25 protein-coding genes are annotated in these 25,523 nt (G+C 28.9%); 14 read left to right on the forward strand and 11 right to left on the reverse strand.

The features are described from left to right. The first annotated feature begins 39 nt into the window (after nucleotides 1-39). Nucleotides 40-990 (forward strand): N-acetyl-gamma-glutamyl-phosphate reductase, encoded by a 951-nt coding sequence (gene argC / locus LXN10_RS12335; protein WP_375723293.1) that lies wholly within the window; start codon nucleotides 40-42, stop codon nucleotides 988-990. After that, the gene (locus tag LXN10_RS12340) at nucleotides 991-1,599 is read left to right on the forward strand and encodes a Crp/Fnr family transcriptional regulator (protein ID WP_375723294.1); all 609 of its coding nucleotides are present in this window, start codon (nucleotides 991-993) and stop codon (nucleotides 1,597-1,599) included. On the opposite strand, the gene LXN10_RS12345 is transcribed toward LXN10_RS12340, so the two are convergent. From LXN10_RS12345 to LXN10_RS12360, 4 genes are all read right to left on the reverse strand, one after another. After that, the gene (locus LXN10_RS12345; RefSeq protein WP_013134997.1) at nucleotides 1,596-2,306 is read right to left on the reverse strand and encodes an NYN domain-containing protein; all 711 of its coding nucleotides are present in this window, start codon (nucleotides 2,304-2,306) and stop codon (nucleotides 1,596-1,598) included. The genes LXN10_RS12340 and LXN10_RS12345 overlap by 4 nt on opposite strands. A gap of 38 nt (nucleotides 2,307-2,344) precedes the next feature. After that, nucleotides 2,345-3,523, reverse strand: coding sequence for a N(5)-(carboxyethyl)ornithine synthase (locus LXN10_RS12350; protein WP_375723295.1), 1,179 nt, complete (start codon nucleotides 3,521-3,523; stop codon nucleotides 2,345-2,347). Nucleotides 3,524-3,550: 27 nt separating this feature from the next. Next, nucleotides 3,551-4,114, reverse strand: coding sequence for a DUF2179 domain-containing protein (locus LXN10_RS12355; protein WP_013134999.1), 564 nt, complete (start codon nucleotides 4,112-4,114; stop codon nucleotides 3,551-3,553). Between the two features lie 277 nt (nucleotides 4,115-4,391). Next, nucleotides 4,392-5,354, reverse strand: a complete 963-nt coding sequence (locus LXN10_RS12360) for a D-2-hydroxyacid dehydrogenase family protein (RefSeq protein WP_375723296.1) — start codon at nucleotides 5,352-5,354, stop codon at nucleotides 4,392-4,394. A gap of 124 nt (nucleotides 5,355-5,478) precedes the next feature. On the opposite strand from LXN10_RS12360, the gene LXN10_RS12365 reads away from it, so the two are divergent. After that, nucleotides 5,479-6,360, forward strand: a complete 882-nt coding sequence (locus LXN10_RS12365; RefSeq protein ID WP_375723297.1) for a DMT family transporter — start codon at nucleotides 5,479-5,481, stop codon at nucleotides 6,358-6,360. Here the strand turns inward: LXN10_RS12365 and LXN10_RS12370 are convergent. Continuing rightward, the gene (locus tag LXN10_RS12370) at nucleotides 6,357-7,226 is read right to left on the reverse strand and encodes a LysR substrate-binding domain-containing protein (protein ID WP_375723298.1); all 870 of its coding nucleotides are present in this window, start codon (nucleotides 7,224-7,226) and stop codon (nucleotides 6,357-6,359) included. The genes LXN10_RS12365 and LXN10_RS12370 overlap by 4 nt on opposite strands. A gap of 102 nt (nucleotides 7,227-7,328) precedes the next feature. Here LXN10_RS12370 and LXN10_RS12375 point away from each other — a divergent pair, with 102 nt between their 5' ends. The 6 genes from LXN10_RS12375 (at nucleotide 7,329) to LXN10_RS12400 (ending at nucleotide 14,304) form a co-directional block, all read left to right on the forward strand. Further along, complete coding sequence (locus LXN10_RS12375) at nucleotides 7,329-8,357, forward strand: YeiH family protein (RefSeq protein ID WP_375723299.1); 1,029 nt, start codon at nucleotides 7,329-7,331, stop codon at nucleotides 8,355-8,357. A gap of 83 nt (nucleotides 8,358-8,440) precedes the next feature. Continuing rightward, entirely contained in the window at nucleotides 8,441-9,853 is a 1,413-nt protein-coding gene (aspA, locus tag LXN10_RS12380; RefSeq protein WP_375723300.1) for an aspartate ammonia-lyase, read from the forward strand. Continuing rightward, on the forward strand, nucleotides 9,850-10,341 hold the full coding sequence (locus LXN10_RS12385; RefSeq protein ID WP_375723301.1) for an asparaginase domain-containing protein: 492 nt from the start codon (nucleotides 9,850-9,852) through the stop codon (nucleotides 10,339-10,341). Before aspA ends, LXN10_RS12385 begins: the two co-directional genes overlap by 4 nt. A 63-nt stretch (nucleotides 10,342-10,404) precedes the next feature. After that, entirely contained in the window at nucleotides 10,405-13,014 is a 2,610-nt protein-coding gene (locus LXN10_RS12390) for a PAS domain-containing sensor histidine kinase (RefSeq protein ID WP_375723302.1), read from the forward strand. 16 nt (nucleotides 13,015-13,030) lie between these two features. Then, nucleotides 13,031-13,744 (forward strand): response regulator transcription factor, encoded by a 714-nt coding sequence (locus LXN10_RS12395; protein WP_375723303.1) that lies wholly within the window; start codon nucleotides 13,031-13,033, stop codon nucleotides 13,742-13,744. Nucleotides 13,745-14,064: 320 nt separating this feature from the next. Next, the gene (locus LXN10_RS12400; RefSeq protein WP_375723304.1) at nucleotides 14,065-14,304 is read left to right on the forward strand and encodes a hypothetical protein; all 240 of its coding nucleotides are present in this window, start codon (nucleotides 14,065-14,067) and stop codon (nucleotides 14,302-14,304) included. Nucleotides 14,305-14,409: 105 nt separating this feature from the next. Here the strand turns inward: LXN10_RS12400 and LXN10_RS12405 are convergent, their stop codons facing one another. Then, nucleotides 14,410-14,631 carry a hypothetical protein gene (locus LXN10_RS12405; protein WP_375723305.1) on the reverse strand — a complete coding sequence of 74 codons (222 nt, stop codon included), beginning with the start codon at nucleotides 14,629-14,631 and terminating at the stop codon, nucleotides 14,410-14,412. A 702-nt stretch (nucleotides 14,632-15,333) separates the two neighbouring features. Here LXN10_RS12405 and LXN10_RS12410 point away from each other — a divergent pair. From LXN10_RS12410 to lhgO, 5 genes are all read left to right on the forward strand, one after another. Next, a complete protein-coding gene (locus LXN10_RS12410; protein WP_375723306.1) occupies nucleotides 15,334-15,759 on the forward strand; it encodes a nuclear transport factor 2 family protein in 426 nt (141 codons plus the stop codon). Nucleotides 15,760-16,179: 420 nt separating this feature from the next. Continuing rightward, nucleotides 16,180-17,193 carry a TAXI family TRAP transporter solute-binding subunit gene (locus tag LXN10_RS12415; protein WP_375723307.1) on the forward strand — a complete coding sequence of 338 codons (1,014 nt, stop codon included), beginning with the start codon at nucleotides 16,180-16,182 and terminating at the stop codon, nucleotides 17,191-17,193. Between the two features lie 90 nt (nucleotides 17,194-17,283). Then, nucleotides 17,284-19,233, forward strand: a complete 1,950-nt coding sequence (locus LXN10_RS12420) for a TRAP transporter permease (RefSeq protein WP_375723308.1) — start codon at nucleotides 17,284-17,286, stop codon at nucleotides 19,231-19,233. Beyond that, nucleotides 19,217-19,813, forward strand: a complete 597-nt coding sequence (locus tag LXN10_RS12425; RefSeq protein ID WP_375723309.1) for a lactate utilization protein — start codon at nucleotides 19,217-19,219, stop codon at nucleotides 19,811-19,813. Before LXN10_RS12420 ends, LXN10_RS12425 begins: the two co-directional genes overlap by 17 nt. Nucleotide 19,814: 1 nt before the next feature. Beyond that, a complete protein-coding gene (lhgO, locus tag LXN10_RS12430; protein WP_375723310.1) occupies nucleotides 19,815-21,002 on the forward strand; it encodes an L-2-hydroxyglutarate oxidase in 1,188 nt (395 codons plus the stop codon). A 19-nt stretch (nucleotides 21,003-21,021) separates the two neighbouring features. On the opposite strand, the gene LXN10_RS12435 is transcribed toward lhgO, so the two are convergent. From LXN10_RS12435 to LXN10_RS12455, 5 genes are all read right to left on the reverse strand, one after another. Next, complete coding sequence (locus LXN10_RS12435; RefSeq protein ID WP_375723311.1) at nucleotides 21,022-21,582, reverse strand: YgjV family protein; 561 nt, start codon at nucleotides 21,580-21,582, stop codon at nucleotides 21,022-21,024. Between the two features lie 12 nt (nucleotides 21,583-21,594). Next, nucleotides 21,595-22,749, reverse strand: a complete 1,155-nt coding sequence (gene doeB2, locus LXN10_RS12440) for a N(2)-acetyl-L-2,4-diaminobutanoate deacetylase DoeB2 (protein WP_375723312.1) — start codon at nucleotides 22,747-22,749, stop codon at nucleotides 21,595-21,597. Between the two features lie 15 nt (nucleotides 22,750-22,764). Continuing rightward, nucleotides 22,765-23,799 carry a proline racemase family protein gene (locus LXN10_RS12445; RefSeq protein ID WP_375723313.1) on the reverse strand — a complete coding sequence of 345 codons (1,035 nt, stop codon included), beginning with the start codon at nucleotides 23,797-23,799 and terminating at the stop codon, nucleotides 22,765-22,767. Next, nucleotides 23,792-24,949 (reverse strand): zinc-binding dehydrogenase, encoded by a 1,158-nt coding sequence (locus LXN10_RS12450; RefSeq protein WP_375723314.1) that lies wholly within the window; start codon nucleotides 24,947-24,949, stop codon nucleotides 23,792-23,794. The genes LXN10_RS12445 and LXN10_RS12450 overlap by 8 nt, the downstream gene beginning before the upstream one ends. Nucleotides 24,950-25,072: 123 nt before the next feature. Continuing rightward, the gene (locus LXN10_RS12455) at nucleotides 25,073-25,519 is read right to left on the reverse strand and encodes a universal stress protein (RefSeq protein ID WP_375723315.1); all 447 of its coding nucleotides are present in this window, start codon (nucleotides 25,517-25,519) and stop codon (nucleotides 25,073-25,075) included. Nucleotides 25,520-25,523 lie beyond the last annotated feature (4 nt).

A 25,523-nucleotide genomic window follows, 5' to 3' on the forward strand; every position in this document is an offset into this window, starting at 1 on the left:
GAAGTTAAAATTCTAATATAAATATATAAAAGAGAATAAATGAAATATAAAATTTTTGTAGACGGACAATTTGGAACAACTGGATTAAAAATTCACGAGATGTTAAAAAATAGAAAAGAGCTTGAAATTTTGACAATTTCAGAAGATGATAAAAAAGATATTGAAGTTAAAACAAAACTTTTAAATGAGGCTGACTTAGTATTTTTATGTCTTCCTGATGTTGCTTCAAAAGAGTCTGTAAAACTTATCACAAATGAAAGTACAAAAGTAATAGATGCAAGTACAGCTCACAGAACAAATGAAGATTGGACTTATGGAATTGCTGAATTAACTCCTACTCAAAGAGAAAATATAAAAAATTCCAATAGAGTTTGTGTGCCAGGTTGTCATGCAAGTGGTTTTATAATGGCAATGAAACCATTGATTGAAAATGAAATTGTTTCACCAAAGAATAAAATTGTATGTCACTCTATCACAGGATATAGTGGTGGAGGAAAAGGTTTAATTGATATATATGAAGATCCTAAAAATGAAGGAAAATTTTTAAGTCAAAGACCTTATGCTTTGGGATTATCTCATAAACATTTACCTGAAATAAAACATGTCTTAGGATTAAAGCATGCTCCATTTTTCACTCCAAGTGTTGGTAATTTTGAGCAAGGTATGCTTGTAATGTCTTACTTAGTAAAAAGTGAACTTCTAAATAAAAAAATTACTAGAAATGAAATAGTAGACTTGTATAAAGAGTACTATAAGGGTGAGCAGTTTGTAAAAATCATTGAAGATGATTTTGAGTATCTTGATGATGGATTTTTAGATGCAATGAAATGTAACAATACAAATAGAATCGAAATCTCAGTTTATGAAAGTGAAGATTATATGCTTGTAATCTCAAGACTTGATAATCTAGGAAAAGGAGCTTCAGGAGCTGCTGTTCAAAATATGAATATCATGTTAGGACTTGATGAAAAGTTGGGCTTAAAGCTTTAAATGCTAAGTCAGAAGGAAGAGATTGATTGTTTTAAACAGTTAAGACAAACCTGCAAAGAGTATCAAGACCTTTCCGATGATTCTTTTGAAAAGTTAAAAAAAATAAGCTTTTTAAAAGAATCAAAAAAAGGTGAGATTTTACAAGATGTTTACTCACCTGCAAAATATATCTACTTTATCTGTAAGGGTATTTTGCGCACCTTTTTTTTAAATTCTAACGGTGCTATTTATACTAAAAATTTATTTTCTGAAAACTATTTTTCTGCTTCAAAAGTTTCACTTCTAACAGGTGAAGATTCGTATCTTTGTATTGATGCTTTAGAAGACTCTATTTTAATATGCATTGATTTTAAAGAGTACAAAAAGCTAATAGAAAAAAATGATGAGTTTAAAAACTTTTATATAAATTATCTAGAAAGAAACTGGGTAATAGTAAAAGAGAAAAATGAGATATCTTTAATACTTGATGATGCAAGTACAAGATATGAAAATTTTATAAAAAATAATCCAAATATAGAAAATAGAATTCCACTTCACCATATAGCAAGTCATTTAGGAATAACTCCTACACAGCTTAGTAGAATTAGAAAAAAAATAAAAGAAAACTAATCAATCACTCTTATAAATATATGTACATTTCTATTTTTATTAAATGGTATTTCATTTAACTCAAGATAATCCAATGATTTCATTAGCTTTCCATACTTATCATATCCATATGTTCTTGGGTCAAATGAAGGGTAGTTTTTATTTATGTGTTTAACTACTGCTGATAAATTTGCCCAGTCATCATCATCTGATACTGCAATAATCGCTTTTGTAATTATATCTTTTAATTTATTTTGTTCATTATTTGTTTGTGGTACTTCTTTTATTTCTCTAAGATTTTCTGTATAAACGAACTTATCACAAGCTGAGATAAAAGCTTCTGGTGTTTTTTGTTCACCAAAGCCATATACTTTTAGTCCTGACTCTCTAATTCTTGTAGCCAATCTTGTAAAGTCACTATCAGAAGAGATTATACAAAAACCATCAAGACGATTTTCATGTAATATATCCATAGCATCAATTATAAGTGAAGAATCAGTGGCATTTTTCCCATTTGTATAACTAAACTGTTGAATAGGTTGTATTGCATGTGTATGTAAGTGTTCTTTCCAACCTTTAAGTTGAGAAGTTGTCCAGTCCCCATAAGCTCTTTTTATATTTGTAATCCCAAATTTTGCTATCTCTTCTAATAATTCAGAGATAACAGATGCTTGTGCATTATCTGCATCAATCAAAACTGCTAATTTGTCTGTACTCATTTCATCCATTTTATTAATTCCTTTATAAAAAATATTATACCTAATTACTAAGCAATTTTATTTAAGATAGCTTTTTCTTCACTAGTAAAACATTTATGAGGATATTCTACTTGTCGATTTTGAAATGAAAGAATAGATTTATTTAAAATAACTCCAGAATCAATATTGATTGCTTGTTTAATAGTTTCGTTTTTATACCAAGCTTCTCTTCCTGCTAATACAGTTGGTAAATATACAATTAAAGCTGCTGAAATAGAGCGTGTCGCACTCTCCCAAAGATAACTTGGAGTATGATCAACTGCATAATAATCTATACACTTATGTTTAAATATCGGGTTTTTAAATGTAGTTGGTTTTGCAAAATAGAATCCCATTCCTTCATCACAACTAACATCTATAATTAAACTATCAGCTTTTAGGCATGAACTCTCTTCTTTAATAATAAAATCAGTAGGATTTGCAGTATCTTGAAAAACACCATTTACGATAATATCAGCTTCACTAATTAAGTCTGAAAGTGGACGAATAGAACCGTCATGTTCTACTACAACCATCCGCGCTTCATTTTCATCACCTTCTTGAATTCTTACATAATGGCAGTCAAGTACTTCTTCTCTTACTTCATTATCTGGTCTTTGTACACAAATAGTAATATCTCTAAAACCATGGGCTTTTAGAGCATAAATAGCACCACGACTAACAGCACCAAAACCAAATATAACTATTTTACGCTGATTTCCATAATGTCCATCTATGCCTTTTAATTGTAAAGCATGAATAACTGCACAATATCCTGCCATCTCATTATTTTTGTAAAAGGTGTGTCGACCAACTTGTCCCTCTTTTGACCAAATAAACATATCTTCAAAGGCAATAAGTGTTTGTTTGCGTTCTATTGCTATTTGGGTTATCTCTTCTTGTTGTACACAATGTACATATCCCCAAAGTGTTCCACCAATTTTTAGCTCTTCTAAGTCACTTAAAACAGGTTTATTGATAATGACTGCACCAATATTTGCTAATAGGTTATGTCTTGTATCAATACCCCCACTTAATGATGCAATTTCTTCATCTGAAATACCAAATGGAGCTCCATAGCCTTTTTCAAATATTAGTTGTTCTCTTAATTCTTTAGGGATACGCGATAAATGTTTTGGATGTATTGGAAGTCTTCTTTCATCTATTTTTTTTGAAGTTCCAATAACTCCTACTTTTAAATTATGCATGTTTTGATTTCCTTTTAATTTGATTTATTATTTAGTCTTTCTCATATTCCAAAAACTTCTTTTACTTATAAAGTCTGGACCATCATATACACTTTTTAAATCAGACACAGTATATACAGCCTTATTATCAAGTTTATTTATTAATTGAATAAGTTCTGGGATATTTCTTCTTTTTTCAACGATAAATAAAACTTCCACAGGTTTGTCTTCCCCCATATCTCCATCTACTGAAACAACTTTAAATCCCTCTTCTCGTATCTTGTCTGCTAAAATATCACGATTGAAAGAGATACAACGAATAAGTTCTTTACCAATAGCAAATCGATTTTCAATCCACATTCCCACATAAATACCACTAGCAAAACCAGCAGAATAAGCAAAAGCCAAATGCCATTGGTCAAGATGTTTAAAAACTTGACCAGCTGCTATTAACCAAATGATGATTTCAAAAAAACCAATTGCAGATGCTAATAATTTATAGCCACGAAATATAACAATAGTACGAAATGTTCCTAAAGAAACATCAGCAACCCTAGATAAAAAAATAAGAAGGGCTAAGACATAAGGGTATTGCGCTATAAATTCAGACATTTTTGTCTCTTGTTTTGTTCATTTATTGATTTCCTTTAAGAAATTCTATAGGTATAACTTTATGAACGATGTATCAGTTTCGAAGATATGTCTATTTTTGTTTTGCTCTGTTTTAGATGTTTAAGAGTTTTAATTTTATACAAGTAACGGGGTATCAAGCCTAAGAAGCGACTTTCAAATTAGTGTAATACGCGATTATTATTTGAGTCTATCTGAATAAAATCTTTATAGCAAGCTCCTTAAGATTTTAAGGGGCTTATTAATTAATGCTAAATAATTATTTAGCTAAGTTTTGAGGTTCACCTTTTGCAAAGGCTATAACATTTTCAAAAGCTATTTTAAAATATAGTTCATAACTATTTTTTTCAACATATCCAAGGTGTGGAGAACAAAGTACATTTTCTAAACTTAGCAAGGGTTCATTTTCTTTTGTAGCAGGTTCATTTTCATAAACATCTATTGCTGCTCTTTTAGAAGGATTGTTTGACATTTCTTCATATAAAGCACCGCTTTGTACTAATTGAGCTCGACTAGTATTTACAAATAAAGAGTCAGGTTTCATTAGTTGTAAATCGGCTTTTGTAACACAATCTTTTGTAGCTTCATTTAGCCGTAAATGTAAAGTGATTATGTCTGATTCTTTAAAAAACTTCTCTTTTGAAGAAGTTGCTTCAAAGCCATGCTCTTTTGCTAAAATTCGTGAAGGTTCTCTTCCAAAAACTAAAATATTCATACCAAAGGCTTTTGCGTATTTGGCAATTCTTTGACCAATTTTCCCATATCCCCAAATACCAAGAGTAAGACCATTTAAAGTTCTCCCTAATCCCAAAGTTCCTGATTGTTGCCAAAGGTTTTGTGATAGATTAGAAACATATTGCGGTATATTTCGAGAAGCTGTCATAATCAAACTCCAACATAATTCAGATGGAGCAATAGGTGAACCAATACCTTCTGCAACTTCCACATTATATTTTTTGCATAAGTCAAGATTGATATGGTTACTTATTTTTCCCGTTTGGCTAATAAGTTTTAGTTTTGGAAGTTTTGATAAAAGTTCTTCTGTTATAAAAGTTCTTTCTCGAATAAGAACTATAGTCTCAAACTCAGCTAATTGTGATGCTAATTCATCAATATTAGTATATGTATTATTAAATATTTTTACTTCATAATCAGCTAAAATTTTAAAACAATCAAGATTTCTCACCACATCTTGATAGTCATCTAATATTGCTATTTTCATTAAATTTCCTTTTACTCATTTTATCTATTGTATTTTAACTAATTCAAATAAAAATCAACATATGTAAAGGACAAAGCGTTTTTTTTTGATTATTATTCTAAAATATATTTATTAAAGGATTATTTTGACAAATCAAATTAAAGCGCACATCTTACTTTTAATTGCTACATTTTTAGTAGCAGGTTCATTTATTGCTTCCCAAAAGCTTTCTGGGGTGATTGATCCTATATCTCTTACTCTTTGTCGTTTTGTTTTTGCTTCAATTATTTTAGCTCCACTTATTTTTATAAATGAAAAATATCGAAGTAAAGTATTATCAACACTTCCACGAGGCATGATAATAGGATTTTTTTATTCTCTTTATTTTATAGGATTATTCAAAGCTTTAGAGAGTACAACTGCTTTAAATACAGGAACACTTTTTACTTTAGTGCCATTACTTACTGCTACATTTGCAATCTTTTTGCTTAAACAAAAAATTGGATTAGTGCAGTTTATAACTTATTTTGTAGGTATTCTTGGAACTTGTATTGTCGTATTTAAGGGAAACTTACAACTATTTTTAAAGTTTGAATTAAATGAAGGTGATATTATATTTTTATTTGCAATCATTTCTATGTCTTTATACTCTATATCTACAAAGTTTGTACATAAAAAAGGTGATGAACTTATTGTCTTGGTTTTTACAACTTTATTAAGTGGAATCATTTGGATGTCAATAGCTTTAGTGCTTATGGATATACCTTTACAATGGGGAAAAATAACTGGGAATTTAGTTTATTATATGCTTTATTTGATTATTGGAGCAACTATATTTACTGTTTATTTATATCAACAAGCATCAATAAATCTAGGTCCAAAAAAAGTCATGGCTTATGTTTATATAAATCCAGCTTGTATTGCTTTATTGATGTTTATAACTCATGGAGAGACTATTGGACTAAAAGTTTTAATTGGTATTTTAATCTCTTCAATAGCCACAATTATCCTTTTATCAAAGGATTAGTTTAATCTATCTTTTAAGTACTCAATGAAAGTTTGAAAGAGAAGATTTTTTTGTTTATCCTTGTGGTAAATCAAATAAAACTCCCTTTTAAACTCAAAGTTTTTTAGTTTTATTTCAAAGAGTTGTTTGTTTTGAAGTTCATTTTTAACAGCAACTTTTGATATGGCAGTTACACAATCTTTGTTATCAATGAGTATTTTTTTTATCTCTTCAAAACCATGTAGTTCCATAAATATATTTAGCTTATTTGCATGTTTCCCTAGTTTATTTATTAGTACTTCTCTAGTACCTGAACCAACTTCTCTTAGTATCCATTTTTTCTCTATTGTATCTATGTAACTCTCTTTTGGGTAATTTTTATCACTAGTTACAATAATAAGTTCATCATCATATAGTTTTTCTCTTATTATATTTATGTGAGTATAATCTGTCTCTATTAATCCTATATCTAATTTAGAATCTAATATTTTTTCTAGTATTTTTGTTGAATTAATAGTCTCAATATCAAATTTTACTTCGCTATATAAAGATAAAAAATCATAATAAATATCAGGCATGATATAGTTAGATATGGTTTTACTAGCTGCTATTCTCATATGTCCTGCTAGCTTATCTTTTTGAAAAATAGTTTGGGCATCTTTTATTGCTAAATAGTGAGGGTAGGTTGTATCTTTAAAAAATCTTCCCCTCTCATTTAGAACTAATTTTTTGCCAACTCTATCAAAAAGTTTTTCATTTAATTTATTTTCTAAAGATTTTATAGCTATGGAAATAGCTGATTGGCTTATACCTAACTCTTGGGCTACTTGTGTTACTTGTGGATTATCACTTAACTTATAGAAAAAATTTAATTCTTTTAGGGTCATGATTATTCCTTATTAAAAATATTTATTATTATATTAAAAATAATATATTTTACATATTAAAATCACAGTGTTATACTTCAACAAATAAAAAAAGGAATTATCATGTCTTTTAGTAAACATAATAGAAAAGGAACAATAAATGGAATTATTTTTGTTGCCTTATTCTCTTTATTGGCAATATATATTTCAAATCTAGCAATATTTAAAAATATAGGAATAAGTCCATTGATTATAGGTATTGTAATAGGGATGATATATGCCAATACTGTAAAAAGTAAATTTCCACAAACTTGGAATACTGGTATAAAATTCTCAACAAAAACAATTTTAAGATTAGGTATTGTTCTTTATGGTTTTAGATTGACTTTACAAAACTTACAAGATGTAGGTTTACAAGGATTTACAGTAGCAATTTTAGTTGTAAGTCTTACTTTTATAATAGGATATTATATAGGAGTAAAAATACTAAAAATGGATAAAGAATTAACTATCTTAATTAGTGCAGGAAGTTCTATATGTGGAGCAGCTGCAGTTTTAGCTACTGAGTCAGTTTTAAAATCACAAGCTTATAAAAGTGCAATTGCTGTATCAACTGTAGTTATTTTTGGAACTATTGCTATGTTTTTATATCCTTTTATGTACAAAGCAGGATTTGTACCTTTTGATGCAAGTAATATGGGAGTATACATTGGAGGAACACTTCATGAAGTAGCACATGTAGTTGGAGCTGGTAATGCTATAAGTGGTGTAGTAGCTGAAAATGCTGTTATTGTTAAAATGATAAGAGTTATGTTACTAGCTCCATTTTTGATAATTTTATCTATATTTATAATTAAAACTGGAATATCAAAAAATGAGGAGAAAAAGAAAATCACTATTCCATGGTTTGCAGTTATGTTTATGATTGTAGTTGTATTTAATTCATTTGATTTTGTATCTGCAAAAGGTGTAGACCTTATTAATACTTTTGATACTTTTGCTTTAACTATGGCAATGAGTGCTTTAGGTATGGAAACTAGTTTTGATAAGTTTAAAGGCGTGGGATTTAAACCTATTATTTTAGCAACTATTCTATTTAGTTGGTTAGTTTTAGGAGGTTTTTATATAGTAAAGTTTACTATTGGGTTATAATTTTATATTAATTAAATAAAAGCACACTTTTTACAAACTTAATTAGTATAATATTTGTTAATTTAATTACAAAAAGAGGGGCTATGCAAACTTTACATAGAATAGAAAAAGATTTTTTAGGTGAAAAAGAGATTCCTTTAGATAAGTATTATGGAATACAAACATTAAGAGCAAAAGAGAATTTTTATATTACAAAAACAGATATATCATTATTTCCAAATTTTATAAAATCACTTGCAAGAGTAAAAAAAGCTTGTGCTTTAACAAACTTTGAGTTAGGGGATTTAACAGATGCTCAAAGAGATGCAATAGTTCAAGCTTGTAATGAGATTATTGATGGGAAATTTCATGATCAGTTTATAGTAGATCCAATCCAAGGGGGAGCTGGAACTTCTACAAATATGAATGCAAATGAAGTAATCGCAAATAGAGCTTTAGAAATTATGGGAAAACCAAAAAGTGCATATGAATTTATTCATCCAAATAATCATATAAATATGAGTCAATCTACAAATGATGTATATCCAACAGCAATAAAACTTACACTTCATGAACTAATTTATAAATTAAAAGATTCGTTGAGATTTTTAAGAGATTGTTTTGAAGAAAAATCAGTTGAATTTAAAGATGTACTTAAAATGGGAAGAACTCAGCTTCAAGATGCAGTTCCTATGACACTAGGACAAGAGTTTAAAACTTATGCAGTTATGATTGATGAAGATATTTATAGACTAAGAGATGCCCAAACACTTTTAAAAGAGGTAAATCTAGGAGCAACAGCTATTGGTACTGGTATAAACTCAAAAGCTGCATATCAAAGAAAAGTAATAAGTAATCTAAGAGAAGTAACAGGAGTTGATTATATTGCAGCTGGAGATTTAATTGAAGCTACTCAAGATACAGGTGCTTTTGTTCATATCTCAGGAATACTAAAAAGAGTTGCAATTAAAGTTTCTAAAATATGTAATGACCTTAGACTTTTAAGTTCAGGGCCAAGAGCAGGATTCAATGAAATAAATCTTCCTCCAATGCAACCTGGAAGTTCAATCATGCCTGGAAAAGTAAATCCAGTTATCCCTGAAGTTGTAAATCAAGTTGCCTTTGAAGTAATAGGTGCAGATACTACTATCTCTATTGCTTGTGAAGGTGGACAATTACAGCTTAATGTATTTGAACCAATTATTGCATATAAACTATTCACTTCTATTAATATGATGAGAAGAGCATTTTATACTTTAGGTGAAAAATGTGTTAAAGGTATTACAGCAAATGAAGATGTTTGTATGAATAATATCTTAAACTCTGTTACTTTAGTAACTTGTTTAAATCCAATCTTAGGATATGAAAAAAGTTCAGCAATTGCAAAAGAAGCTTTAGCAACAAATAAAAGAGTATATGACCTTATTTTAGAGCAAGAATTATTTACAAAAGAAGAATTAGATGAGTTATTAAAACCTGAAAATATGGTAAATAACTTAATAAAGGAAGTTCAATGAAAATCACTGTTTTAAATACTGGTGGAACTTTTAATAAAAGATATAACCCTATTAAAGGTGAACTTGAAGTTCCTACTGATAATGTAGCATTGGACAAGATTATTAAATCTTGTCACAATGTAACTTTTGATATTAAAAATTTAGTCTCTAAAGATAGTTTGTATTTTACAGATGAAGATAGAGAGATTATTCTAGAAGAAGTTCAAAATAGTACAAGTGATAAAATTATAATCATACATGGAACTGATACTGTTGATTTAACTTCAAAATTCTTTGATGGAAAGATTGAAGGAAAAGTAATAGTTTTCACAGGTGCTATGGTTCCTATGAGTATTGATGAGGTTGAAGCTACTATGAATTTTTCACAAGCTTTAGGATTCTTAAATGCTGAGGTAAAATCTGGTATTTATATCTCTATGCATGGGGTTGTAGTTGAGTACAGTAGACTAAAAAAAGATAGATCTGTAGGACAATTTTTAATTAATTAGCTATATTTAATAAAGTTTCATTATAATTGTATCACTTGAAACAATTATGAAACAGGTAGATAAATGCTTATTAAAAATAAAAAGAAATACACTTTAACAGATATAGAGCGATTATATTCACAAATACCACTTATATTTATAATTGTAATCGCTTTATTATCTTTTCTTATTACTTTTTTTATTTTGGATTCTAAACAAAGTAGAGAAATAGACCTTTTAAAACAAAAATACTCTTTAAACTACGAATTTACTAAAAAAGAAGAGATAACTACATTTACATCTTATATAGATAAAAAACTAAAAAACAGCTTTTCCCAAGAAGAAATACACCTTAAAAATATCACTTATAAAGTAGTTGGATTTATACAAGCAAATAAATTAAAAGATAAAAAAAACTTAGATAGCTATATAAAAAATATAGAAAATACAAACGACTTAAATATTGTAATTTTTACAAAAGATGACTTAAAAATTTTATATGGTGAAAGTTCTATTTTATATTTGCAAAATCTTATTTATAGTTATAAAGATAAAAAATACAAAGAGTTTATTTTAAAATATATATATTCACAAGGCAATGATAATCTTCAATATTGGAAAGATGATGTTGCAAGAACAGTAAGGTTGAGTTTTTTTGATAAAGTAATTATCAATAAGAAAGAGTATTTTATAGGTTCATTTTCTACAATTAATTCAATCAAAGAGATTACTAAAACTGCTATCATAAATGCAATTAATACAAAAAAATTTCCAATATGGTTTTATGATATTATTTCTCAAAAGACTTATAATTTTAATGGGAATAAAAAGTATGAAGACTCAAGTGAATTATTTAAAAATAAGAAATATAATAAATCATACAAAATTATAAAACACTATTTGAACAATTTTGATTATAGTGATGAGTTTAAAAACTTTAGTTATTTTTATGATAAATTTGACTTTTTAGTCTCTAGCTTTTATGATAAAAGTATTATTGAAAACCAATTAAAAGATACAATTTATAAAATCAAAAAAGATTATAGAACCTTGTTATTTAGAATCTTTATTTATATTTTAATAGGTGCTGGATTTCTTATTTTACTTACTTATCTTTTCACAAGTTTTATTAAAAATATCATTACAGAATACAATGATGAACTTGAAGATAGAAGAGTATCTCTAATACATTGGAAAAAAAGATTTGAGTTGGCAATTATTGCCTCAAATGATGGTTTGTGGGATATAGATTTTAAGACTAAAAAAATATATTTTTCAGATAAATGGTTAGATATGTTTGGGTATAAAAAGGATGAATTAATTACATTTTCTGATTGGTTTGAGTTGATTCACAATGAAGATAAAGTAAATGTGGAAAAACTATTTGATAAAATATTTGCAAAAGCAGATGATACATTTATTTGTGAATATAGATTAAAAACTAAAAGTGAAGGCTTTAAATGGGTACTTGCAAGAGGTAAATCTTTTGTTGATGAAAATAATGAATTAGATAGAATGCTAATGATGTCTATGGATATAGACAAAAATAAAAGAATGAAAAAAGAGTTATTGGATATTGAACTTTTAGTTGAAGATGGAAAAATCGTAATCTTTAAACTTGTCAATAATGAAAATCTATCTGTTCAATATATCTCAAATAGTATTCAAACTTTTGGCTTTAGTAAAAATATGTTTGAAAAAGAGAATATGAGATTTATGAATCTTATTCATAAAGAAGATGTGGCAAGTGTTCAAGTTGCTATTAATGCAGCAGTAAAAAAAGATCTGCCAAACTTCACTTTTACTTGTAGAATGATAAATGCTGCAAATGAAGTAAGATGGATATCAAGTAGGGTAATTCTTATTAAAAACCACTCAGGACAAGTAAGCCACTTCTATGGGTATTTAAATGACATCACAAAAATAAAGCTAAGTGAAGAAGAACTTAAATTAAAAGTTGAAGATGAACTTGCTAAAAATAGAGAAAAAGATAGAATCCTAATCCAACAAAACAAATTAGCAGCCATGGGAGAGATGCTTGGAAATATCGCTCACCAATGGAGACAACCACTTAATAATGTCTCTTTGATACTTCAATTTTTAAGAGATAATTATAAAAATAAAGATGTGAGTGATGAAAAACTTGATAAGTTTATGAATAAAGCAAATCAACATATAGAGTATATGAGTGAGACAATTGATGATTTTAGAAACTTCTATAAACCTTCAAAATCAAAAAATGAGTTTTATGTAAATGAGTGTATTAATACTTTGCTTTATATGGTAAAAAACCAATACGAAATTCAAAATATAAAAATAAATTTTGAGTATGAAGAAGTAAAAATAACAAACTATGAAAATGAACTAAAACAAGCTTTATTAAATATCTTAAACAATGCAAAAGATGCCTTATTGATGAAAAAAGAGAAAGAAAACTTTGAGGCACATATAAATATATCTTTGAAAAAAGATAATGAAAAAATGAACTTGGAAATAACTAATAATGGTGGAAATATAGATGAAGAGATTTTATATAAAATCTTCGAACCATATTTTACAACAAAGTTTGAGATGCAAGGTACTGGAATAGGTCTTTACATGACAAAATCAATTATAGAAACTAATATGAAAGGAAAAATTGAAGTAGAAAATACAAGTGATGGTGTGAAGTTTATTATCACACTAAATATTTAACTTCATAGGATAACAAATGAGCGAATATATTACAAGAGTATTATTAGTTGAAGATGAAGAGGACGCAAGGGAGATATTAAGTTTCTACCTTGATACAGTTTTTGATGAAGTAAAAATTGCCTGTGATGGAGAAGAAGGATTTGACTTATATGAAAAAGCATACAATGAAAACAAAACTTTTGACTTAGTTCTAACAGATATCCAAATGCCAAATGTGGATGGGTTAACTATGATTGAAAACATCACAAGAGTAAATGAAAATCAAAAGTTCATAATAGTCTCAGCATACAAAGATGAAGAGTATCTTTTCAAATCAATAAATTTAAATGTTATATCATATTTTGTAAAACCATTGGAAGTAAAGAATATGATGGTGATGTTAAAGAAAGTAAAATCAAAAGTTCTAGAAGATAAATCAAATATAGTAGTTGAAGATGAATTAGTAGTTTTAAATAGCACATATAAATATAATAGAAAAACTAAACAACTTTATAAAAATGATGAGTTGGTTGATTTGACAAAAAAAGAGAAACTTCTAATCGAGGCTCTTGCAAAAAATATAAAAGAGATAAAAACAAAAGAATACCTAAAAGAGTTTATCTGGAATGATATCAATACTTCCGATGCTACTATGCGTACTGTTATAAAAAGGGTTAAAGATAAGATTGCTGATGATGATTTTATTGTTTCTAAGAAGGGGTTGGGGTATTTGATAGAAAGGGGTAATTAAATATTGTCATACACCTTTGATATATTTAACATTTTGTTAAACTATTATGATTTTTGCTTAATTGCTATATAAAGTGATAAGCTATTAAGAATATATGTCAATATATCATCGATAGCGGGTCATTTTTGTATCCCAGAATTTGAAAAACTATCACCAGTACTTATCGTAAGTGTGATTCCTGCTTTAGATTCTTAGTTTACAAAAAAAGAAAATAACAATGTAAAAAACTGGAATAATAATGGTCAAAAAATTATAGACAATAATTTTAAAAATATTGAAAAAAAGAAGATGAAAAATATAATAAAGAAATACACAAAATAATGAAAGAATATGGTTATGATTCAAAAGATAAAGATATAACAAAAGATTTTGAATTAGGACAAGAATATAAAGATATTCAAAAACTAAAAAATACAAATCCTGAAAAATATAAAGAATCTTATAATAATTTTGTAGATAAAGTACAAAAAGAAAAAGGTCTCAGTGGAATAGTTTATAGTGCTTTTGGAGATAATTCTATATCAGAAAAACAAATAACAAAATTCTCTATTTCAAAATAGTTATTAAATAAAGTTATTTCTAAAGCACCTGAATTAGAAAAAGAGAAATTAGAAAATATAAAAAGATTAAATATAGTCAAAAACAATTTTATTTATAACAATATATTATTTTCTAAGTAGATAAGGAATAAAAGCAGCACTAAAAATAAAAATACCTATAAGTATGATAAGATTAGCAAACGATGCTGTCCACATAAGTTCTATTTTTTGTAAGTATGCAAAAACAATAAAACCAACTCCTAATCCTATAAAAACAGCGTAACCTATAGTTTTTATAATTTTATCTATACTATTATTATTGTTATTGTTGTTGTTGTTGTTGTTCATAATGTCTTCCTTAATTTAATTTCAGAAAAAACCTTAAAAGTTAATTAAAATTTTATAACACTTGTTCACTTAAAAAAATCTTAATTTTCACATGGAAAAATCCGGGGACAGAATACCAATTAATTATAAATTGAAGTAGATTACAGAAGTTGAAATTTCATTTTTTTCTAATGTAAGTTTTTATGCTCATGAACACCTAAAGGTTTTCGCTTCTCTTACTTTTTGATTTCGAAAAAGTAAGCAAAAAAGACTGCCGAATTGATGAAGGCAAAGCTACCTTCCAGTTATATATTTATTTCCTGCCCTGCAAAACTCACTAAAATGACCATTTAGGTCATTTCTTAACGTTCGAACAGTTTCGGGCTTAACCGAAAATAAACATCTAACTTCCAGCTTCATCAAAGGCAGAAAGAAAAGCCGATGGTTTTAACTGCTAGTTTATAAAGTAATATATAGACACCAAATAATATTGCTACATCTACAGAAGCCGGAATTATTTTTGCTTATTTTTCGTCAATACAAAAGTAAGAAAGTGGAGAGGTTTACCTCTTCAAGAGATTATTTTTGTATAATATATTATAGATTATTACTTATTTAGAATCAAAATAGATGTGTATTTAGTAATGATTTAGATGATAAATATATATAATTTATATTTTATAAATAGTTATGTATAAAAAACAATAAGGATATATAATAATTATGGAAAAAGACAATTTAGAAGAGTTTGTGATTGAGTATTTTAAGAAAGTAGATAATGGTGACTCTAGTTATCTTGAGTTGTTTACAGAGGATGTTGATTTTTTCTTTCCTAAATTTGGACAAAAAAAAGGAAAAGAAGCATTAATTGAGTTTGGCAATAGAATTGGAAGTTCTTTAACAAGTATTTGGCATGACATAGACGGCTTTCAAATAACAACTGCTGGAAACAAGGTAATTGTTGAAGGACAAGAGGGAGGTGTAATGAGTGATGGAACTTCTTGGCCAGATAATAATATATCTATAGGTCGTTTTTGTAGTGTATTTGAGTTTACTGGAAAACTTATTAGTCGTATGTATGTATATGTAGATCCTGATTTTTCGAGCCGAGATATAGAAAGGATTTCTGTACTGTCAGAGGGAAAGTAACGTATAACAAACTGCGAGTGACAGGATATTAATTAATTGTAAATCGAATTACATCACAGAGGTTGAAACTCCACTTTTTCTAATGTGGGTTTTGATTCTCCTGAACACCTAAAGGTCTTCGCATCTCTTACTTTTCGTCAATACATGCCTGAACGAAGTGACTAAATCCTGAAAGGTAAAAGTAAGAAAGCGGAGAGGTTTACCTCTTCAAGAGAATACTTCATAAGCAATATATTCTTCAAAATATTTTTTACTTTTCACATAAATAACCTTTTGTTTCAAAATAACACATAACCTTATTTATATTAAAGCCTATAAAATAGTACTTCCAAAACAAATTATAAAATTTAAAACAATTTTGAAACAATATTGTTTCAAAATATGTTATACTTTTCTAGTACAAAAACAAAGGAGAATAACATGTTTAAGAATTCAATTTTAAAAAAATTGTTAGCAACTTCAGTAATAACTGCAGCAATGTTAACAGGTGCAAATGCAGCAGAGAGTAAGTATGTAATTGCAACAGCAAGTACAGGGGGAACTTATTATCCAGTTGGTGTAGGTATTGCAACAATTGCTTCAATCAAATTAGCAAAAGACCATAAAGTTACATTCTCTGCAATTACAAGTGCCGGAAGTAATGAAAATGTTGACATGCTAGGAAAAGGCGAAGTAAACTTTGCTATTTTACAAGGACTATATGGTTCTATGGCTTGGCAAGGAAAAGGTCAATATAAAGGCAATGCTCAAAAAAAACTAAGATCAATTTCTATGTTATGGCAAAATGTTGAGCAATTTACTATTAAAAGTAAATATGCAAAAACTGGAAATATAAAAGATATAAAAAATCTTTATGGGGAAAGATTTTCTATTGGTGGAAGAAGTTCAGGTTCTAGAGTTTCTTCAGAGACTATTTTAGAATCACTTGGAATTGATTACAATAAATTAGATTTACAGTACTTAGGTTATAGCCCAAGTTCTACTGCACTTCAAGATGGGAAAGTACAAGGTATGACAACTCCATCAGGACCTCCAACATCAGCTGTTACAAATGCTTTTGCTTCAATTGGAAATGATAATATTAAAGTTTTAGATTTTTCAAAAGCTGATTTAGAAAAGATTGATGCTGATTATCCTGTTTGGACACCATTTACTATAAAAGCTGGAACTTATCCTGGACAAACAAAAGATATAAATACAATAGCTCAACCAAACTTACTTGTTGTTACAAAAGATACACCAGAAGAAGTTGTTTATTTATTAACAAAAACAATTTATGAAAATCTACCATTTTTAAATAGTGTACATAAAGCAACACTTGCTATGTCTCTACAAAAAGCGATAGATGGATTACCAATGCCTCTTCATAAAGGTGCTGCTAAATACTATAAAGAACAAGGTATCAAAATACCAGATTCTTTAATTGATAACTAAAAATAAAGAGAGCTAAACTCTCTTTATTTTATATCTTACATAAGTGATTTGAAATCATTTATGTAGCTTATAAATCTAAGGACAATAATCATGATACAAATAAAATACTTTAAAGAAATAACATTTATTTATGCAATATTAATTTCGCTCTTTCACTTTTATGTGAATATTTGGGGAGGAATAAGTGACTTGTGGTTTAACTCAGCTCACTTTGCACTTTTAGGATCTCTTGGATTTTTAACTTATGAATCGTCTAAAGGGGACAATAAAGTAAGTATATTAAATATCATTCTTGCTGTATTGTCTTTGTGTACATTTATTTATATGGTTTTCTTTGAAGAGAGTCTGTATTCAGTTGCTCACTCACAAATGAGACTAAGTGATGTAATTGTAGTTTGTATGACAATAGCTTTAGCAATAGAGTTAGTGAGAAGATATACAGGTTATATTATTCCAGCACTTATAATATTATGCATTTGTTATATACTTTTTTTAGGGCAGTATTTCCATGGTGTTTTTGCTTTTGGAGGAATGGAATTAGATAGATTTTTATATAGAATGTATTATACAAGTGAAGGGTTATTTGGACCAATTGCAACAATCTCTTCTACTTATGTATTTATGTTTATTTTATTTGCTGCTTTTTTATTAAAATCGGGAGCAGGGGATTTTATCGTAGATATTTCAAATGCAGTTGCAGGAAAATATACAGGTGGAACTGGACATGTTGCAGTATTTTCTTCTGCACTTATGGGAACGATATCTGGAAGTGCTGTTGCAAATACAGTATCAACAGGTTCAATTACAATTCCAATGATGAAAAAAGCAGGTTTCAAAGGAACTTTTGCAGCAGCAGTTGAGGCAGCAGCTAGTACTGGTGGACAAATCATGCCTCCTATTATGGGAGCAGGGGCTTTTATTATGGCTCAAATTACTCATATACCATTTTTAACTATTATCTCTGTTTCTGTGTTACCAGCAATTTTATACTTTGCATCTATTTCATTTTATATTCATATTCATGCAAAAGAAAATGATATAAAAGGTGAAGATAATGATATTAAAATTCTTCCATTATTAAGAGAAGGATTTCATTTTATTATCCCTATTACTACTTTAGTTGGGCTTTTAATTTATGGTTATTCTCCTACATATGCAGCTTCAATTGCAATAATTACTATTGTTTTAGCATCATATTTAACAAAAAATAAAAGAATGGGAATCAAAGAGATTTTAGAAGCTTTAGCCTTAGGTAGCCAAAATATGGTGGTAACTGGAGTTTTATTAATTGCAGTTGGTGTTATAGTTGGAGTTATAAATATCTCAGGTGTTGGAATTACATTTTCTCAACTTATTATGGAATGGTCAGGTAATTCTTTACTTATAGCTATTGTTTTAATAGCTATTGCTTCACTTATTTTAGGAATGGGATTACCTGTAACTGCATCTTATGTTGTATTATCTGTTTTAAGTGCTCCTGCTCTTGTAGGTCTTATGTTAACTCCAGAAATGGCAGGACTTGTAAATGCTGGTATTCAAATTCCTGAGGCGGCTATGTATTTACTATCAGCTCACTTGATTATCTTTTGGTTATCACAAGATTCAAATCTTACACCTCCTGTTTGTTTAGCAGCATTTGCAGCAGCAGCTATTGCAAAAACTCCTCCAATGCAAACTGGACTTGTATCTTGGAAAATAGGTAAGGGGATGTATATTATTCCTTTATTATTCGCTTTTACTCCACTTGTAAGTGGGGATTGGTTTGAGAGATTTGAAGTATTTATTTTCGCTTTCTTTGGTATTTTATGTTTTTCTATTGTTATGGAAGGTTTTTGGGATAAAAAGATGATGATTTTAGAAAGAGTTGTGTTTGCAGTTGCTACAATTTTATTATTAACAGAAGATGAAGCTTATCATTTTGAGTCATTTTTTGGTATAGTACAAACTACACATATCGTAGGATTTATTATCTTTGTTGTTTCTATGATATTACATAAAAAGTTGTTTAAAGAGGGAAACAAATATGCAGGAATTGATTAATACTTTAAAATCTTGTGGTTATGATCCACACTTTGTTCAGACAAAAGAAGAAGCTTTTAATTTAGCTAAAACTTTTATAAAAGAGGGCATGAAAGTGGGTCTTGGAGGTTCTGTTACTGTTGGCGAAATAGGATTACTTGATTATTTGACAAATAAAAAAGATATAACTTTATACAACCAATATGAACTTGGTATTTCTATGGAAGAAAATACACACAGAAGAAGACAAGGACTAGTTTCAGATATATTTGTTACAGGAATAAATGCCTTAACAAAAGATGGAAAGATAGTAAATGCTGATGGAAGCGGAAATCGAGTAGCTGCTTTTTGTTTTGGACCAAAAAAAATATTAGCAATAGTTGGTGTAAATAAAATCGTTGAAAATTTAGAAGATGGTTTTAAAAGAGTTATGGAAGTGGCAGCTATCAAAAATATAGACAGAATGAATAAAAAAGCAATAGAGATGGGAAAAGAGCCAAGACAAAATTTAAATACTATTGCTAATAAATTTACTTGGGTAAAAGCAGATGAAAAAGATAGAATCACAATTATTCTTATAAATGAAGAGTTAGGATATTAAAATGCATGATTATTTAATAATTGGTGCTGGAATTATTGGACTAAATATTGCTAAAAATTTAAAAGAGAGATTCCCTGATAGTAAAATTTTAATAATAGAAAAAGAGCCTGAAGTTGCAATGCATAGTAGTGGTAGAAATTCAGGAGTTTTGCATGCTGGATTTTATTACACTGCAAATTCTTTAAAAGCTAAGTTTACAAAAGAAGGTAATATCGCCCTTAAGAAGTTTTGTAAAGAGCGAAATCTAAAATTAAATGAGTGCAAAAAAGTAGTAGTAGCTACAAATGAAGATGAATTAAGTGGATTATTAGAGTTGAAAAATAGAGGTGATGCAAATGGAGTTGAGCTTCAATGGCTAAGAGAAGAAGAACTAAATACCCTTTATCCTAATATAAAAACCTATGAGAAAGCACTTCTCTGCCCAAGTACAGCAACAGTAAATCCAAAAGAAGTAACAAAAGAGTTTGCAAAAGTTATACAAGAACTAGGAGTCGAGTTACTTTTAGATTGTAAATATATCTCTTCAAGTAAAGATGCAATTCTTACAAGTAAGGGTGAATTTTACGCTAAAAAAGTGATAAATTGTGCAGGTTTATATGCTGATAAAATTGCAAGAAATTATGGCTTTTCAAAGGATTATGTAATCATTCCTTTTAAAGGAGTATATTTAAAAGATAAAACAAATGCTTCACACCTTAGAACAAATGTTTATCCAGTACCAAACTTAGAAAATCCTTTTTTAGGAGTTCATTATACTTTAACAGTAGATAATGAGAGTAAAATAGGACCAACAGCTATTCCTGCTTTTTGGAGAGAAAACTACAAAGGTTTTGATAACTTCTCTTTAAAAGAGTTTTTAGAAATTTCATATTATGAGTTAAAGCTTTTTATTACAGATGCTTTTTCATTTAGAAGTTTAGCTTTTAGTGAGATAAAAAAGTACAATTTTAAATATTTTAAAAACTTAGCTATGAAACTAACTAAAAATATGAATCATGATGGTTTTGACTCTTGGAGTACACCAGGTATACGAGCACAACTTTTAAATAAACACACCCTAGAACTTGTACAGGATTTTGTAGTGGAATCTGATGAAAACTCAGTTCATGTATTAAATGCAGTTAGTCCTGCATTTACCTCTTCAATTCCTTTTGCAAATTGGGTAGTTGAAGAGCATATCTTAAAATAAAAAAGAATTCTTTTTTATTTTAAGGTAAAATTTCATCTTTTACTTTTACACATTCCTCATAAACATTATCAAGTAATTGTCTAGCTTTTTTTTCTCTTCTATATTGTCCAAAAAAGTATATTAAGGCAAAGGCACCTAATAAATCAAATGTAAAAGCAAACCAAGCTTCCATAAGAAAAGCATAAATTCCCCAAGAAAAAGTAGATACCAAAAGTAAAAGCTTCATCTTAAACGAATCTTTTGAAATAGTAGCCAAAGGTGTTGTAATAGATGCTAATACTAAAAATAGACCTTCATACTCTTTTAAACCTAAAAGTAAAAATATAGAAAAAAATGGAATAGAATATAAAATTGCTCTTTCAAGTTTTCTATACTCAAATGCTCCAACATAATACATAAGGGCTATTATAACTGATTGATAAACTCCATGTATCCCACCACTTTGATATAAATCAGGTATTATAAAAACAACTGAAGTTCCTAATAAAATTTTTGTTTTTATTAAATCTTTTATTGCCATACCAATGGCATTTAAAACTATTGCTAATACGCCTAGCAAAGGCACCAATAAGGAAAACATAAAGTTTTCCTTTTAAAATTTAAAATTAGCTAATTTCATAAGTGATATGCTAACAGGTTTTATTAGCTTATCATTGAAATCATAATGCACATTGTGACAAGCTTTTTGATGTTTTTCAATTCCATCATCACTTCCTACAAGAGCAAAGGCTCCTGGGATTTTATTTAGATAATAACTAAAATCTTCACTTGCCATAATTGGAGTTGCAATATTGCTTTGCCAGTTTTCACCTAAAGTATCTTTTAATACTTCTCGCACCTTTGAAGCTTCATCTTTATGGTTAATTGTTGGTTGATATCTATCTCTTAAATCAATATCCACATCAACATTATATGCTAAGGCAATGCCTTTTGATATCTCTTCTATTTGATTAAATACTTTTGTTTTTAACTCATTTGTAGGAACCCGAATACTTCCTTCAACCTTTGCATTATCTGGAATCACTGTTACCCCACTAATCGCATCTATTGATGTAACAGAAACTACAACGGCATCTTGTGGTGCTACTTGTCTACTTGCGATTTGTTGTAGTGCCATAGTTAAAGCAGAAGCTGCAAGAACTGGGTCTTTACAAATTTCAGGTTGAGAGGAGTGTCCTCCCAAACCTTTTAATGTAATATGAAAAGTTCCATTTCCAGCCATTACTGTACCTTCAGGACAAACAGCTTGACCAAATTTAATAGCTGGCCAATTGTGCCAACCAAAAATCATATCAATTCCATCTAAACATCCCTCTTCAATCATCTTCTTAGCTCCATGACCTCCTTCTTCAGCAGGTTGAAATATAAGAGATACTGGGTTTGTTAGTTTATCTTCATTTTGTTTTAACCAAATAGCAGCTGCCATTAAAGTTGCTGTATGCCCATCATGTCCACAAGCATGCATGCATTGATGTTTAACTGATTTATATGAAACATCAGTTTTTTCTTCTAGTGGAAGAGCATCAATATCTCCTCTTAAAGCTATATGAGGACCTTTCTTATCTTGAGCAAGTAATCCAACTGTGCCAGTGCCTGCATAAGTTTTATATGTAATATTATGTTTGTCTAATATCTCTCTTATTGCTTTTGCGGTATTGGTCTCTTCCCAAGTTAATTCGGGATTTTTATGTAAATTATGTCTAAAATTTGTAGCAAATTCTACTACTTCATCAAAATTTTTATACATACCGACTCCTTTTTATTATAAACACTGAATCACTTTTGCTAATTCATTATATTTTGTTAGGCAATCATCACAATTAACTAAAATCTTTGATTTTGCTATTATGTAACTTTTGCCTGTTGTTCTATTTCTTATTACATTTTGTCCATCGATATTTTCAACCCCATCAAAGGTACCAATGAATTTTGTACCCCTTAAACTTACAGTTTCTAATCTTTCACCTGGTTTAATTTTGTCTTCGTATTGTAAATATGCCAATCTAGCAGAGGTACCTGTTCCTGTTGTGCTTCTACAAATAACTCCAGGGTGAACATAAGTTGTTGAGCGTGAGGTATAAAAACCATCTTCTTTTTTCTCAACTCCTCCCATAAAATGTAGAAAAGGAACTGGTCCCACATCACCTAATAAATAGTGTCTTAATGACTCTTTTTTTCTAACTGCTTCAACTATTAAGTAAGCTGTATCGCTCAATTTTTTTTCTTCATCAATTGTAAGATTAAATCCTAATTCACTAGCCTCTACAAGGATATAAAAACCACCACTATAAGCTACAGAGTAGGTGATTTCACCTAACTCTTGAATTACTATTTTCTCTTTATATTGGTGAATATAACTTGGAAGTCCTTCACAAGTTATAGATTCAACCACCCCATTTTCAACTTTAGCTTCAATATCTACAAGTCCAGCTGGAGCTTCAAGTTTAAAGTTTAAAATACCATCTTTTTTTTCAACTAATCCATTTTCAATAATTGCAGTTGCAGTACACATGGTATTTGAACCAGAATATATAGGATAACCCATAACTTCCATGATAATATATCCTACAACTGCTTCTTCATTTTTTGAAGGAACAACTAAGTCTATAGACATCTCCGGTATTCCATATGGTTCGTAAAGAAGGGTTTTTCTCAAATCATCAGCATGTGCTTGCAAATAAAGCATTTGCTCTCTTACACTATTGCCCTCTAACTCTTTAACACCTGTAAATACTATTCTACTTACATCACCACCTGCATGGGTATCAATTAGTCCTATTGTGTGTGGCTTATTCATTCTCTACCTTTAAAGAGTATTTCTCACCATGCTTTTTCCATTGAGAATCAGGCACTATTACTATTTTACCTAAATATCCTTTTCCTCTTGAAACAAAATATTTTTCTGCTTCATGAAGGTTTGATAGTTTAAATGTTGCATGTAAAATAGGCTTTAGTTTTCCTTCTTTTATCCATTGCATTAACTGTTTTGCTTCATTTTTTGTACCATGTGATACCCCATGAATCTCCACTTGATAAAGATATATTTTTGACCATAATATTTCAGTGATATTGAAAGAACTAGCTCCTGCGATACTTAGTCTTGGATAGTCATCTCTTTTTTTCATGTCCACAATCATTGTATCAATAAAAATATTTGTATATTCTCCACCAACTAAATCCATAACAGCATCAATATTTTCACCCTCTGTTGCTTCTAAAATTCTTTGTTTTAAAGTTGAGAGTTCACCTCTATCAATCACTTTTTGTGCACCAAGAGCTAAAAGTTCCTCTTCTTTATCTTTAGAACTAAGGGCATAAGGAATTGCGCCTAAGACTTTGCACATTTGAATTAGTGCGGTTCCAACTCCTCCACTTGCTCCACTGATTAAGACTTTATCACCTTTTTTCACTCTTGAGGCATTTAGCATTCTAAATCCAGTTTGATATGAACACATACCTAATGAAGCTAGTTGGGCATCATCAATATCTTTATTTGGCATTGCATAGAAGTTTTCACTAGGAATGGCTACATATTCTGCATATCCACCATCTTTTCCATGTCCATAATAATCAGGTATTAAATTTAAATCGGGATTTTGTGATAAATAGATATTAAAATCAACAAGTCCTCTTTGACCTATTAGACTTTTATTTTCATCATCTGCAACTTTTTCAACAACTCCAACGATATCTGCCCCTTGAATTCGAGGAAAGGTGAAGGTATTATCTCCTGTCATATTAAAAGAAGTTACTTCTTCTTTATTATTATCATCAACTGGATATAAACCTTCTCTGGCTTTTCTATCTGTATTGTTTTTAGCTGTTGCTGTTACTTTTATAAGAACCTCACCTTTTTTAAGTGTAGGAATCTCAACATCTTTATATATTAACTTATCTATTCCACCATGACCAATTAAGACCATGGCTTTCATTGTATTATTTTGCATAATTGCTCCAATTAATTTTAATTTATATTCTTAGGTATAAAATTAACTGGAGTGTTCTATCACATTAAAATATACTCTGTTAAAAGAGTATATACTTATAAATTTGATGTCTTTTATTTTCATTTAGACGACCAATACGGGGCATTTAGCTAGACCAGAGATTTTGTGAGAAGTCCCACCAAGTAAATAACCTGTTAAGTCACCTTGTCCTTGTTTTCCAACAACAATAAGGTCAATATCATTTGTTTTTGCAAAATGTAATATTTGTTTTGCTACTTGTCCTGATCTAATAAATCCTTTAATCTTACCTTCTTCTAAACCTAAATTAGAAGCTATTTTTTTACCATCTTCTACAATTTCTTTTGCATATTGACCTAAAACATCATCCATATTTTCATACTCAATTGCACCCCTTACCATAGATAAAGAGCCTTCAACAAAACTATGATGTCTAAATACAGAAACAATATTTAATTCACTATTAAAACTTTTGCAAATCTCACAAGCTTTTTCAAGTGCAGTGTAAGCTAACTCTGAACCATCTAGTCCTACTAGTACTTTTTTAAACATAATT

This window comes from Arcobacter iocasae (assembly GCF_042214795.1).
GTDB classification, from domain to species: domain Bacteria; phylum Campylobacterota; class Campylobacteria; order Campylobacterales; family Arcobacteraceae; genus Arcobacter; species Arcobacter iocasae.

Bases quoted from the DNA above. Each gene is read 5' to 3' on its own strand.
- argC (WP_375723293.1), top strand. From the start codon at position 40: ATGAAATATAAAATTTTTGTAGACGGACAATTTGGAACAACTGGATTA.
- LXN10_RS12340 (WP_375723294.1), top strand. From the start codon at position 991: ATGCTAAGTCAGAAGGAAGAGATTGATTGTTTTAAACAGTTAAGACAA.
- LXN10_RS12345 (WP_013134997.1), bottom strand. From the start codon at position 2,306: ATGGATGAAATGAGTACAGACAAATTAGCAGTTTTGATTGATGCAGAT.
- LXN10_RS12350 (WP_375723295.1), bottom strand. From the start codon at position 3,523: ATGCATAATTTAAAAGTAGGAGTTATTGGAACTTCAAAAAAAATAGAT.
- LXN10_RS12355 (WP_013134999.1), bottom strand. From the start codon at position 4,114: ATGTCTGAATTTATAGCGCAATACCCTTATGTCTTAGCCCTTCTTATT.
- LXN10_RS12360 (WP_375723296.1), bottom strand. From the start codon at position 5,354: ATGAAAATAGCAATATTAGATGACTATCAAGATGTGGTGAGAAATCTT.
- LXN10_RS12370 (WP_375723298.1), bottom strand. From the start codon at position 7,226: ATGACCCTAAAAGAATTAAATTTTTTCTATAAGTTAAGTGATAATCCA.
- LXN10_RS12375 (WP_375723299.1), top strand. From the start codon at position 7,329: ATGTCTTTTAGTAAACATAATAGAAAAGGAACAATAAATGGAATTATT.
- aspA (WP_375723300.1), top strand. From the start codon at position 8,441: ATGCAAACTTTACATAGAATAGAAAAAGATTTTTTAGGTGAAAAAGAG.
- LXN10_RS12385 (WP_375723301.1), top strand. From the start codon at position 9,850: ATGAAAATCACTGTTTTAAATACTGGTGGAACTTTTAATAAAAGATAT.
- LXN10_RS12390 (WP_375723302.1), top strand. From the start codon at position 10,405: ATGCTTATTAAAAATAAAAAGAAATACACTTTAACAGATATAGAGCGA.
- LXN10_RS12395 (WP_375723303.1), top strand. From the start codon at position 13,031: ATGAGCGAATATATTACAAGAGTATTATTAGTTGAAGATGAAGAGGAC.
- LXN10_RS12400 (WP_375723304.1), top strand. From the start codon at position 14,065: ATGAAAGAATATGGTTATGATTCAAAAGATAAAGATATAACAAAAGAT.
- LXN10_RS12405 (WP_375723305.1), bottom strand. From the start codon at position 14,631: ATGAACAACAACAACAACAACAATAACAATAATAATAGTATAGATAAA.
- LXN10_RS12410 (WP_375723306.1), top strand. From the start codon at position 15,334: ATGGAAAAAGACAATTTAGAAGAGTTTGTGATTGAGTATTTTAAGAAA.
- LXN10_RS12415 (WP_375723307.1), top strand. From the start codon at position 16,180: ATGTTTAAGAATTCAATTTTAAAAAAATTGTTAGCAACTTCAGTAATA.
- LXN10_RS12420 (WP_375723308.1), top strand. From the start codon at position 17,284: ATGATACAAATAAAATACTTTAAAGAAATAACATTTATTTATGCAATA.
- LXN10_RS12425 (WP_375723309.1), top strand. From the start codon at position 19,217: ATGCAGGAATTGATTAATACTTTAAAATCTTGTGGTTATGATCCACAC.
- lhgO (WP_375723310.1), top strand. From the start codon at position 19,815: ATGCATGATTATTTAATAATTGGTGCTGGAATTATTGGACTAAATATT.
- LXN10_RS12435 (WP_375723311.1), bottom strand. From the start codon at position 21,582: ATGTTTTCCTTATTGGTGCCTTTGCTAGGCGTATTAGCAATAGTTTTA.
- doeB2 (WP_375723312.1), bottom strand. From the start codon at position 22,749: ATGTATAAAAATTTTGATGAAGTAGTAGAATTTGCTACAAATTTTAGA.
- LXN10_RS12445 (WP_375723313.1), bottom strand. From the start codon at position 23,799: ATGAATAAGCCACACACAATAGGACTAATTGATACCCATGCAGGTGGT.
- LXN10_RS12450 (WP_375723314.1), bottom strand. From the start codon at position 24,949: ATGCAAAATAATACAATGAAAGCCATGGTCTTAATTGGTCATGGTGGA.
- LXN10_RS12455 (WP_375723315.1), bottom strand. From the start codon at position 25,519: ATGTTTAAAAAAGTACTAGTAGGACTAGATGGTTCAGAGTTAGCTTAC.